General features: G+C 69.3%; 9 protein-coding genes. 2 read left to right on the plus strand and 7 right to left on the minus strand.

Annotated features, from left to right (window positions below):
• Positions 1–120 precede the first annotated feature (120 nt).
• Complete coding sequence (locus ACFVZW_RS09760) at positions 121–738, plus strand: GNAT family N-acetyltransferase (RefSeq protein ID WP_376439053.1); 618 nt, start codon at positions 121–123, stop codon at positions 736–738.
• A gap of 75 nt (positions 739–813) precedes the next feature.
• On the opposite strand, the gene trxA is transcribed toward ACFVZW_RS09760, so the two are convergent.
• The 7 genes from trxA to ACFVZW_RS09795 form a co-directional block, all read right to left on the minus strand.
• The gene (gene trxA / locus ACFVZW_RS09765; RefSeq protein ID WP_376439055.1) at positions 814–1,149 is read right to left on the minus strand and encodes a thioredoxin; all 336 of its coding nucleotides are present in this window, start codon (positions 1,147–1,149) and stop codon (positions 814–816) included.
• A 49-nt stretch (positions 1,150–1,198) separates the two neighbouring features.
• Entirely contained in the window at positions 1,199–2,173 is a 975-nt protein-coding gene (gene trxB, locus ACFVZW_RS09770) for a thioredoxin-disulfide reductase (protein ID WP_384519201.1), read from the minus strand.
• Between the two features lie 126 nt (positions 2,174–2,299).
• On the minus strand, positions 2,300–3,211 hold the full coding sequence (locus ACFVZW_RS09775; RefSeq protein ID WP_384519203.1) for a hypothetical protein: 912 nt from the start codon (positions 3,209–3,211) through the stop codon (positions 2,300–2,302).
• Positions 3,208–3,912 (minus strand): RNA polymerase sigma factor SigM, encoded by a 705-nt coding sequence (sigM, locus tag ACFVZW_RS09780; RefSeq protein WP_384519205.1) that lies wholly within the window; start codon positions 3,910–3,912, stop codon positions 3,208–3,210. The genes ACFVZW_RS09775 and sigM overlap by 4 nt, the downstream gene beginning before the upstream one ends.
• Before the next feature lie 25 nt (positions 3,913–3,937).
• The gene (locus tag ACFVZW_RS09785) at positions 3,938–5,647 is read right to left on the minus strand and encodes a protein kinase family protein (protein ID WP_384519207.1); all 1,710 of its coding nucleotides are present in this window, start codon (positions 5,645–5,647) and stop codon (positions 3,938–3,940) included.
• A 118-nt stretch (positions 5,648–5,765) separates the two neighbouring features.
• Positions 5,766–7,973, minus strand: a complete 2,208-nt coding sequence (murJ, locus tag ACFVZW_RS09790; RefSeq protein ID WP_384519208.1) for a murein biosynthesis integral membrane protein MurJ — start codon at positions 7,971–7,973, stop codon at positions 5,766–5,768.
• Positions 7,974–8,018: 45 nt separating this feature from the next.
• On the minus strand, positions 8,019–10,304 hold the full coding sequence (locus tag ACFVZW_RS09795) for a DUF6049 family protein (RefSeq protein WP_384519210.1): 2,286 nt from the start codon (positions 10,302–10,304) through the stop codon (positions 8,019–8,021).
• Between the two features lie 179 nt (positions 10,305–10,483).
• Here ACFVZW_RS09795 and ACFVZW_RS09800 point away from each other — a divergent pair, with 179 nt between their 5' ends.
• On the plus strand, positions 10,484–11,926 hold the full coding sequence (locus tag ACFVZW_RS09800; RefSeq protein ID WP_384519212.1) for a CCA tRNA nucleotidyltransferase: 1,443 nt from the start codon (positions 10,484–10,486) through the stop codon (positions 11,924–11,926).
• Positions 11,927–12,043 lie beyond the last annotated feature (117 nt).

A 12,043-nucleotide genomic window follows, 5' to 3' on the forward strand; every position in this document is an offset into this window, starting at 1 on the left:
GTGAAAGCCGGGACACGGCCCGCCCTTTGCCTGAGTGCGGTATCGCCCTGATCGCCCCATCGATACGATTCTGTGAGGGCGTATCCGTACTGCGATGGCCGTGGGAAGCGAGGAACAGCCGTGGGGCGTCGGCTCGTACCGCTCACTCTGGACAACCTTCCGGACCTCCCCAAGCGGTGCCGCTCCTGCGTCTTCTGGGAGCTGGACCCCGTGAGCGGAGAAGCCGCGGTGAAGGCGGGTCGGCCGGAGTTGGAGAAAGAGGCATGGATCTCCGCGGTCCTGCTGGAGTGGGGATCCTGCGGGCGGGTGGTCTATGTGGACGAGGTCCCCGTCGGCTTCGTTCTCTATGCGCCCCCGGCGTATGTGCCGCGCTCCATGGCCTTCCCCACGAGTCCGGTCTCCGCCGACTCGGTGCAGTTGATGACGGCCTGGATCATGCCGGGGTACCAGGGGCAGGGGCTCGGCCGGATGATGGTGCAGACCGTCGCGAAGGACTTGCTGAGGCGCGGCTTCAAGGCGATCGAGGCGTTCGGGGACGCGCGATGGAAGGAGCCGGCCTGTGTGTTGCCGGCGGAGCATCTTCTCGCTGTGGGCTTCAAGACCGTGCGGCCCCATCCGAGCCATCCGCGGCTGAGGCTGGAGCTCCGGACGACGCTCTCCTGGAAGGAGGACGTCGAATTGGCGCTGGACCGGCTCCTGGGCGCCGTCCAGAAGGAACCGGCCCTCCGGCCCCTGTGAGGACCAATGCTCCGACGACGACGGCCCGCCTCCATCCGGAGGCGGGCCGTTCGTGTTTCACGTGAAACAGAGGCGTCAGGCAGTGGCCTCGACGAAGCCCTCGAGGTCGCGGAGGATCGCGGCCTTCGGCTTGGCGCCGACGATCGTCTTCACGACCTCGCCGCCCTGGTAGACGTTCAGCGTCGGGATGGACATGACGCCGTACTTGGCAGCCGTGGCCGGGTTCTCATCGATGTTGAGCTTCACAACCTCGATCTCGCCGTGCTCGGCGGCGATCGCCTCGAGCGACGGGGCGATCTGGCGGCACGGGCCGCACCAGGCGGCCCAGAAGTCCACCAGTACGGGCTTGTCGCTCTTGAGGACGTCTTCCTCGAAGGAAGCGTCGGTCACGTTCTTCAGGGCGCCGGCCACGGCGACCTCCTTAACTTCGCGGGGTGTGGGGTGGGGAAAGCCGGGTGGGTCAGACCGCGGGAGTCGTCGCCGGCTCGGCGACCTTCTCGTTGTCGGCAAGGGCGGCCAGGAAGCGCTCGGCGTCGAGCGCGGAGGAGCAGCCGGTGCCGGCAGCGGTGATCGCCTGACGGTAGGTGTGGTCGACGACGTCACCGGCGCCGAAGACACCGGAGAGGTTCGTCCGCGTCGACGGGGCGTCGACCTTGAGGTAGCCCTCCTCGTCCAGCTCCAGCTGGCCCTTGAAGAGCTCCGTGCGAGGGTCGTGGCCCACGGCGATGAAGAGGCCGGTCACCGGCAGCTCGCTGGTCTCGCCCGTCTTGGTGTTGCGCAGGGTCAGACCGGAGAGCTTCTGGTCACCGTGGATCTCGGCGACCTCGCTGTCCCAGGCGAACTTGATCTTCGGGTCGGCGAAGGCGCGTTCCTGCATCGCCTTCGAGGCGCGCAGCGAGTCCCGACGGTGGACGATCGTGACGGACTTGGCGAAGCGCGAGAGGAAGGTGGCCTCCTCCATCGCGGTGTCGCCGCCGCCGACGACGGCGATGTCCTGGTCCTTGAAGAAGAACCCGTCGCAGGTGGCGCACCAGGAGACACCGCGGCCGGAGAGCTCGTCCTCCTTGGGCAGCCCGAGCTTGCGGTGCTGGGAGCCCGTGGTGACGATGACGGCCTTCGCGCGGTGCACGGTGCCGGCGGTGTCCGTGACGGTCTTGATCTCTCCGGTGAGGTCCACGGCGACGACATCGTCGGGGACCAGCTCGGCACCGAAGCGCTCGGCCTGGGCGCGCATGTTGTCCATCAGGTCCGGGCCCATGATGCCGTCACGGAAGCCGGGGAAGTTCTCCACGTCGGTCGTGTTCATCAGCGCGCCACCAGCGGTGACAGCACCTTCGAAGACCAGCGGCTTCAGCGACGCACGCGCCGTATAGAGCGCAGCGGTGTAACCCGCGGGCCCGGAGCCGATGATGATCACGTTACGGACGTCGCTCACGGGTTTCTTCCTCGTCTCTGCAGACTGCCTACTACCTACGGGGCGGTCGATCGGTGACTCTCACCCCACCCAACGGATCCTAAGGGGCGAGCATTCCCGAGACCGCCGTGCGGCACGGCGTCTATGTCAGGAGCGGGGGTAGGCCCTTGTCATCAGAACCTCGGCCTTGGCCTGTCCTCCGCCATCGGCGCAGGAGGCGTCCAGCACAAATGCCTGCACATGCGTGCCCTCGGTTCCCTGAGGCAGCACGACGAGATAGGCCGGGGTGCCTTGGTATTCGCCCCTCTGGAAGGCGAGAACCGCGTCGGTTCGGCCCGTCCCGGCCTTGACGCAACCGGGCAGGGACTCCGCCATGCCCCGCTTCGTGGTGTCACCGCCGTTCTCGGCAGACATGGACTCCGGAGGGGAGCTGTCGGGGACCTTGAGAGTCCCCTGCGGCTGCAGGAGGTCCTGGACCCGGGCCTCGACCGGCCGGCCGTCGAACTGGTCCGCGGCGAATCCGCTGGCGGCGGTGTCGGTCTTCCTGTCGCCCGACTCGCCACTGAGTGTCTGGATGCCGCCCTGGACGAAGAAAAGACTCATGCCCAGCGCCGCGGCACCGAAGACCGCGCCGAGCGCGGCGATCCGGCGGCGGCGAGTCTTGGGGCGGCCCGGGCCGGTGGCGGCGCGTGGGCGGCCGCCAGGCCGATCCGTGGCCGCCGGCACCGGGCTGGGGTGTGGAGTCGGGGTGCTCGCTGTTTCACGTGAAACATGCGCGTCGACATCCAGCGTGGTGGCGTTCAGGAGCGCTTCGGCTGCCAGGGCGGCATCGATGCGGCCGGCGATCTCGGCGGGCATCCGCGGCGGCCCGGGGAGCGTGCCGAGCAGCCCACGGATCTCCTCCAGGGAGGTCCGTACATCGGCGCACAGAGAGCAGTCGTCGAGATGCCTTCTCACGGCCGCGGTGCGGGACGGAGAAAGCAGCCCCTCGGTGAGATCGGAGATCTCCGAGACGTCCGGGTGCTGTGTTGTGTCGGCCCTGCCGGTCGTGGAAGTCACGCGCGCCCACCTCCGCCCTTCACAGCAGCCGGACCATTCGATCCGTTATCCGTTGGCCCCGACACCGGTGGGACGGATGTCCCCGGCGTCCGGTTCCTTCCCCGGTCGGTGGCCTCGTTACCCCCCGTATCGGCGCGCAGATGGATGAGCATCGGCAGCAACCGGGCCCGCCCGCGCGCACAGCGGCTCTTCACCGTTCCTGTGGGGACATCCAAGATGCGGGCGGCCTCTGCCACGGGGTATCCCTGCATGTCCACCAGGACAAGCGCGGCGCGCTGGTCCTCGGGGAGCTTGGCGAGGGCGGCCAGCAGCTCACGGTGGAGGTCCTGGCGCTCGGCCGGGGCCTCGGCGGACTCGGCGGGTTCGAGGAGCTGCTCGAAACGTGCCGTGTCGTCCATGGGAGAGGTCTTGCGGGAGGCGGTCTTGCGAGCACGGTCGAGGCAGGCGTTCACCGTGATCCGGTGGAGCCAGGTCGTGACGGCCGACTGGCCCCGGAAGGTATGCGCGGCCCGGAAGGCGGAGACGAGGGCGTCCTGGACGGCGTCAGCGGCCTCCTCGCGGTCTCCCAGCGTCCGCAGGGCCACGGCCCACAGCCGGTCGCGGTGGCGCCGCACAAGCTCACCGAAGGCGTCGGGATCGCCCGCGACATGGCGCGCCAGGAGATCCTGGTCGCTGATGTCGCCGCTTATGGCTTCGTCCAACGGTGAGCCCCCTCCCCGGATGCCGTCAGCTCGTGATCTTGATTTCCGTGATCTTGCCTCGGTAACCGCCCCCGCTGCCGGGGAGGTCGGTCAGCCAGACGAGAACGTAGCGGGTCTTCACGGGCTTGTCGGCGGTGAGTGCGACCTGCGTGCCGGAGCCCTTGGTCACCATGGTGTAGCCGTCAGCTGCCGAGGGCTGCGACGAGGCGTTCTCGGGCGCCGTCCGCAACTGCACCGAGGTGGTGCCCTGGAAGGTGACGTCCACCTTGGAGACCTGCTGGACCGAGCCGAGGTCCAGAACGAGGCCCACGCCTTCCTTCAGCCTGCCGAAGTTCGAGTACCCGTAGTAGATGGACGTCTGCCAGGACGTCGAGGGATTGCCGTCGTAGGCGTTCCCTATCTCCGACGGAGTCTCGGCGCCATCGCCCCCCGGGTCGAAGTCGTGAGCGCCGACGATCGCGACCGGCTTGCCCGTGTCGGGTGCCTTCTCGTCCTCGTCGCGGTTCTCCGGCTGAGTGGTCTGCGGGGTCTCGGTGGTGTCCTTCTGGCCCAGCAGCCGGTCGGCGATCTGCCAGCTGCCCAGTCCGAGCGCGGCGATGAGGAGCGCCGACACGGCCCACTTCAGGGCCCTGCCCGTACGGCTCTCCAGCGGGGCCGGAGGTGCCATCACGGTCTGGGTGACCGCGCCGCCCGGACGCTGCTGAGGGCGGCCGTACGTGCCCTGCTGGTAGGTGGTGCGCTGGTACTCGGGCGGAGTGGGGAACTCGGGCTCCGGCGGGCGGATGCGGGGCATCGCCGCCACGGCCTTGGCGAGCTCGTCCGGGGTGGTGCAGGGCGGCTCCTGGCGCGAGGCGGTGGCCCCGTCGTTGGCCAGGGCGCGCATGGCGATCTCGGAGAGGCCGCGATGGACGCCGGCCCGCACCTGGTCGGGGGCCAGTAGGCCCACGCCCTTGGGGAGGCCGGAGAGGCCGTAGGCGTCACTGTCGTACGGCCAGCGCTGGGTGAGCGCCGCGTACAGCAGGGCGCCGATCGCCTCGGTGTCGGTGCGTTGGGGGCGCTCCGCGCTGATCCCGCGCAGCGCGGCGTTCACGGCCAGGCCGCGGATCCGGTACTGACCGGTGGAGCTGCGCAGCACCGCGCTCGGCGTGAGGCGCAGATGGGCGAGGCCTTCGCGGTGCGCGGCGGCCATCGCCTGGGAGACCTGGCTGACGAGCTGATAGGCGTCATGCGGCTCCAGGGGACCCGCGGCGAGCAGGGTCGTCAGCTCGGTGGAGTCGGGAAGCCACTCGTGCACCACGTACACGAGATCGTTCTCTTCCACGGCGTCGAGGACCTGGACGAACCGGGGGTCTCCGAGCAGCGCCGAGGAACGGGCCGCCGCGAGGACCGAACGGGCCCGAGGGTGGTCGGCCGGCAGCAGATGGACACCGACCGCCCGCCGCAGTTTCTCGTCGACGGCACGCCAACTGCTGAAACCGTCCAGACGAGTGACGCACTCCTCCAGGCGGTAACGCCTGGCCAACTTGTGCCCGCTGTGCAGTTCGGGTGTCTCGATGGAGGGCTGTTCGCCGTTCTGCCGGGTCCCGGCCTCGTCCTCTGCGACCTCGGCGGACTTCTCCGCCGTGTCCTGCGCTTCCGCCACCCCGTCGGTCGCGGCCTTGTCCGCCTTGGCGGTCAGCGGGTCGTCTCCGCTGTTGTCGGCCACGTCGACGGCAGCCGTGCTACGTTCCGCCACCGTCGTTCCTGCCTCCCCATCCGTTGCGCCACATCCAACAGCCAAGCCAATTGTGCCCACAGTCGGCCGCTATGCACGACACGCGGCGGCCGACGATGGTTGTGCGGGGCCGGATTCCCTACCGACCCAGGCGCCCACGGACCATACCGACCAAGGAGTTCAGCTCCTCGATCCGCATCCGCTTCGCCGCCACGAAGAAGACTCCGAGCAGCACCGCACCGCCGATGATCAGGGCCACCAGGGAGCCGAGAGCGCCGTCACCGACGACCTTGAGCAGGCCGAAGCCCACCGCTCCGGCCACGATCGCGGCGGGCAGCGAGGCGAGGCAGAGACGGGCGTAGGTCCGCATCACATGGGCGCCGTCCAGGTCGCCGCCCAGTCGGTTGCGCAGGCGACGCCAGGCGACGCCGACGCCGACGGCGTAGGCCAGACCGTACGAGGCGGCCATGCCGACGACGGCCCACCGGGCGGGCAGGACGAAGTAACAGGCGGCCGAGGCGGCCGCGTTGACGGCGGCGACGATGACCGTGTTGTAGAAGGGCGTCCGGGTGTCCTCGTAGGCGTAGAAGCCACGCAGAACGACGTACTGGACCGAGTACGGGATGAGCCCGAGTCCGAAGGCCATCAGGATGAAGCCCATGCCCTGGGCCGCCTCGATGCCGCTGGAGGCGTAGAGCAGGGTGCTCATCGGGACGCCGAGCGCGAGGAACGCGAAGGCGACCGGGACGATCGCGACGGCGGAGTTCCGCAGACCCTGCGAGATGTCGTCGCGGACGGCCCCGGGGTCGTTGTCATGGGCCGCGCGGGAGATGCGGGGCAGCAGCGCCGCCATGACCGAGACGGTGATGATGGCCTGCGGCATACCCCAGATCAACTGGGCGTTGGAGTACGCCAGGAAGCCGGCGCCGTCCCTGCCGGACTCCTCGCCGGCCGCGGTGGCGAGCTGGGTCACGACCAGGACACCGGCCTGGTTGGCCAGCACGAACAGCACGGTCCACTTGGCCAGTTTGACCGTCTTGCCGAGGCCGTGGCCCTTCCAGTCGAAGCGGGGGCGGAACCGGAAGCCCGTCTCGCGGAGGTAGGGAATCATCGCCAGGGCCTGGACGACCAAGCCGAGCAGAGTGCCGATGCCGAGCAGGCGGATACCGTCGTCCGGGATGGTCTGCACGCCCATCTGGGACTCGGCGGAGGTGCCGTAGACCCAGATGAACAGACCGAACGTGATGATCATGACGATGTTGTTGAGGACCGGGGTCCACATCATCGCGCCGAACTTGCCACGGGCGTTGAGGATCTGACCCATCACCACGTGCACACCCATGAAGAAGATCGTGGGCAGGCAGTAGCGGGCGAAGGTGACGGCGACGCTGTTGGCCGCCGCGTCGTCGGCGATGGTGTTCGACATCGCCCTGATCAGCAACGGGGCTGCGAAGACGGCGACGACCACGATCGCGCCGAGAGCCACCATGACCAGCGTCAGCAGCCGGTTGGCGTAGGCCTCGCCGCCGTCCTCGTCGTTCTTCATCGAGCGGACCAACTGCGGCACGAAGACCGAGTTGAGGCCGCCGCCGACCGTCAGGATGTAGATCATCGTCGGCAGGGTGTACGCGATGGTGAAGGTGTCACCGAGCAGTGCGGCGCCGAGCGCGCCGGTGATGACCAGGCTGCGGACGAAGCCGGTGAGGCGGGAGACCAGCGTGCCGGCCGCCATCACCGCGCTCGACTTCAGCAGCCCGGAGGCGCGGCCGGACTTCTTCGGGGCGGGGGCGGGCATCGGGTTCGGCTCCGGAGCGGGCGAGGGCACCTGACCGGGGGTCTGCTGGTCCCGGTAGAGGTGCGCGAAGGCGTCCGGCTCGGGCTTCTCGTCGCCGGCCCGGGTCACCAGGTCGTCCACTCCGGTGAACTGGACCGTGCGGGGGTCGTCGCCGTACGGCAGATGGCGTGAGGGGCCGTCCGGCTCGGGCGCCGGGGTCTGGGCCCAGACCCGCGGGTCCGGGGCGTGCTCTGGCGCGGCCGGCTGCTGGTAGAGCGGCTGAGGCTCCTGGTACGTGCCCGGCGGCGGCGGAGGATGGGCGGCGCGGTCGTAGAGCGCCTCGGTCACCGGGTCCTGAGCGGAGAGGTCCTGCGCCCGGTAGGGATCGTGGGTGTACGCGTCCTCGACGTAGGGGTCCTGGGCGTACTGGTTCTGGGCATACGGGTCCGAGGCGGGCTGCTGCGGCGACGGGGCCGGCGGCCGGCCGGGTCCCGGGGTCGCCGCGGGCGTACCACCGGACGGCTCGGTGCCGCCCGCGCCCTGGCCGCGGTCACCGTCGTACGGCGCGTTCATGGTTACCCCACCTCATCGTCCCCGGCCGACCGGCCACGACATCGCTCAACGGTCCACTTTCTCACCCGGGCCCGACGGGTCACCGCTTTCGTGACCGGTGTCCGGTGTCGGGTCACTCGGCTGCTCGGGATCGTTGTCCTCCGCTGCCTCCGCTTCGGCGTTCCTGGCCGCTGCGCGCTTGCGCTGGGTGTACATCCGCGCGCCGGCGAGGACCAGGAGCAGAACACCGCCGGCGAGGACGAGCATCACGGTCGGAGTGATCTCGGAGACCTTCACCGTGAAGGTCATCGGCTGTCCGTACGGCGTGCCGTCCTCGGTGAACAGCTGGGCCGTCATCGGCACCGGGCCGTTGGCGTTGGCCGAGGCGGGGAACTTCACCGACTGGCTGTGCCCACCGTCGATCTTGATGGGCAGTTCGGCGACGTCGTCACCGTTGAGCTTCAGACGGGTCTTGTTGGTGGAGGTCAGCCGCAGCACCAGATGGTCCACGCCCTGCAGCAGCTTGTTCTGCACGGTCACCGGGATCGTGGCGCTGCGGCCCGAGAGCGTGAGATCCGACTTGCTGATCAGTTGGACCCCCTTGGAGAGGGTCTTCAGGTACTCCTGCACCGTGATCCGGTAGAGCGACGCCGCAGGCGCCTGCCCGCGCCAGGACGTGGACATCTCACGGCTGATCGCGTTGCCGAACGGCGTCACCACACGGTCCGGCTGGGTCAGGATGACCTTGAAGTCGTCGAGCGCCCCGCGGGTGTCCTGCATCTCACGGAAGGCCTGCACCGGCAGCTCCTGCTTGCGCAGAGCCTGCGGGTAGCGGGAAGCGCCGGGCACCTGGGTGTTCGCGTCCGGGTCCGGCTTCACCGCGGAGGCGGCCACCAGGTCCAGGGACTGCGTCCAGCGCTGGGCGGACAGGCCGCGCAGCGCGCTCGCCATGGTCTGCGCCTGGGCCGTGGTCGGCATCCGCTGGGGAGCGACGACGATGCTGCGCTGCAGTTCGGGCTGTTCCAGGGTCACCGCGAGCGTCTGGGCCAGGAACTCCTGGACGGCGAGCGTGGAGTTCCCTGCCGGGAGCATGTCGCCCTCGAACGCCGTCGACAGATAGGCGTCGCTGACGACGGCGGTGGTGCCGCCGCCGATGGGCCGCGCCGCCGTCGGGGTGTACGGGAGGTCGTCCCGGAAGCTGTCCGACCGGGCGATGACCTTGCGGGCACCTGCCGAGGTCGCGACATCCATGATCGAGGGGTCGACGGCTCCGTCGACGGGCCAGGAGAAGTCGGTGGACGGCTTCACGTGGAGGATCGTCTCCACGGTCGACCCGGCCAGCTCCGTCGCGGGCTGGAGATGGCTCACCGAGCCGGGGACGTCCTTGCCCCGGTGGGCGAGGGAGGCGATGTCCGGGTCGGCGAACGGCAGGGCGACGACCTTGCGTCCCACCACCGCCTTCTCCAGCGCGTCGAGCCATCGCTCGGCGACTGCCTGGTTCCTGCCGGGCACGGTCGTCGAGCCGGACTTGACCTGGTAGTTCTTCGTCATGGCGTCGACGGTGGCCAGCAGGTCCGGGTCGATCACCCACGTGACGGGGAGTTCCTTGCCCAGCGTCACCATGTGGTCCAGCCGGCCGCCCGGAGCGAGCTCGGCCGCCAGCTCGTCGTTCTCGAAGACCGGCGTCTGCTGGTCGTCCGTGCCGGTCTCCGCCGACACATGCGCCGAGGAGATCAGCGGCCAGAGGTAGGTGAGCTGGGTCTTCTTCTCCGTCGCCTCGGGCTGGTAGGGCAGGAAGGTCCGCTCGATCCCGAGGACCCGCTCCCCCGACTGGGCGGGCGTCTGCCCCGAGAGGGAGACGCCCAGCTGGTAGACGCCCCCGTCCTCGAGCCCGAGCTTGGCGACCGGCACGGAGAGCGAGAACTCCGTGCTGAGTCCGGCTGCCAGCTGAGGGATCGCGACCTTGTAGCTGCCGCCCAGGGGCGCGGGATCGCTGGCGGGGTGGAAGCCGGTACGGCCCGAGACGGCCTCGATCTCGCTCCGGCTCGTCATCCGGGGGCCGACCCTGACGTCCAGCGTGGCATTGGTGACCGCCTGCTTGCTCTGGTTGGTGACCCGCCCGGAGATCGTGAGCGTGTCGCCCTCGACCGGTGCGCTCGGGGAGAGCGTGTCGAGAGACACATCGACGGTCCGGGATCCGGTTGCCGCCTCGGCTGCTGTCGCCGGAGTGGCCGTCGTGCCGTGCAGGAGGCCGGCTAGTAGCGGCGCCGCTGCGAGGAGTGACGCTGTGCGCCGAAGCCAACGGCGGGCAGGTGAGGGAACGGTCCCCTGGATGTCTGCCGCCTCGGCCACGCGTTCGCCCGTCCTCGTCGTATCAGTGGTGTCGGTGGTTCGCCGTTGCTGTGTCCACGCATGGTAACGAGGCACGCTGTGGCCAAGTGCCGGGGACTGCTCCAGCTGATGCGAGGAGAGGGGTGGCCACGGGAAAACGGGGACGCTGCCGTGGGTCGGGGCACGTACCCTTTTCTGTTGTGCCGAACGCCAACGAAGACACCCCGACTGCACTGAGCCAGGTGCAACGCCGCGCGGTCAGTGAACTACTGCGCGTATCCCCTGTCGCCGACGACCTCGCCATCCGTTTCCAGGAGGCAGGGTTCAGCCTCGCGCTGGTCGGCGGCTCGGTACGGGACGCGTTGCTCGGCCGGCTCGGCAATGATCTCGATTTCACCACCGATGCCCGCCCCGAGGACGTCCTGAAGATCGTCCGCCCGTGGGCCGACGCCGTCTGGGAGGTCGGGATCGCCTTCGGCACGGTCGGGTGCCAGAAGAGCGGCTATCAGATCGAGGTGACGACGTACCGCTCCGAGGCGTACGACCGGACCTCGCGCAAGCCCGAGGTGTCCTACGGCGACTCCATCGAGGAGGACCTCGTCCGGCGTGACTTCACGGTCAACGCCATGGCCGTGGCCCTCCCGGAGAAGGAGTTCATCGACCCGCACGGCGGGCTCGACGACCTCGCCGCGCGACTGCTGCGGACGCCCGGCACGCCGGAGGAGTCCTTCTCCGACGACCCGCTGCGCATGATGCGTGCGGCGCGCTTCGCCGCCCAGCTCGACTTCGAGGTGGCCCCCGAGGTCGTCGCGGCGATGACCGACATGGCCGGCCGACTCGAGATCGTCTCCGCCGAGCGGGTCCGTGACGAGTTCAACAAGCTGCTGCTCTCCGCGTACCCGCGGAAGGGCCTGGGCCTGCTGGTCGACACGGGGCTCGCCGATCACGTCCTGCCCGAGCTGCCTGCCCTGCGGCTCGAGAGTGACGAGCACCACCGGCACAAGGATGTCTACGAGCACTCCCTGACCGTTCTCGACCAGGCGATCGACCTGGAGGAGGACGGGCCGGATCTCGTGCTCAGGCTTGCCGCTCTGCTGCATGACATCGGCAAGCCGCGTACCCGTCGCTTCGAGAAGGACGGGCGGGTCTCGTTCCACCACCACGAGGTGGTCGGCGCGAAGATGACCAAGAAGCGGATGACGGCGCTGAAGTACTCCAACGAGATGATCAAGGACGTCTCGCGCCTGGTCGAGCTGCATCTCCGATTCCATGGCTACGGAACCGGCGAGTGGACCGACTCTGCGGTGCGCCGCTATGTGCGCGACGCCGGCCCGCTGCTCTCGCGGCTGCACAAGCTGACCCGGTCGGATTGCACGACGCGGAACAAGCGCAAGGCCGGAGCCCTCTCGCGCGCCTACGACGGCCTGGAGGAGCGGATCGCGCAGCTCCAGGAGCAGGAGGAGCTGGACTCGATCCGGCCCGATCTGGATGGCAACCAGATCCAGGAGATCCTGGGCATCCGGCCTGGGCCGGCCGTCGGGCAGGCGTACAAGTTCCTGCTGGAGCTGCGCCTGGAGAACGGGCCGATGGAGCACGAGGCGGCGGTCGCGGCGCTCAAGGAGTGGTGGGCGACCCAGAGCTGAGCCGGAGCCGGGGGGGGGTGGTGGGGGTCTGTGTAACAGAAAGAGAGCGAAGAGAGAGTGTTGGTATTTGGTGATAGAAAATAAAACACGACACACACCGCGACAGGCACACAGGAA

The sequence above is a fragment of the Streptomyces sp. NPDC059567 genome (assembly GCF_042735655.1).
GTDB lineage: Bacteria > Actinomycetota > Actinomycetes > Streptomycetales > Streptomycetaceae > Streptomyces.

Bases quoted from the DNA above. Each gene is read 5' to 3' on its own strand.
- murJ (WP_384519208.1), bottom strand. From the start codon at position 7,973: ATGAACGCGCCGTACGACGGTGACCGCGGCCAGGGCGCGGGCGGCACC.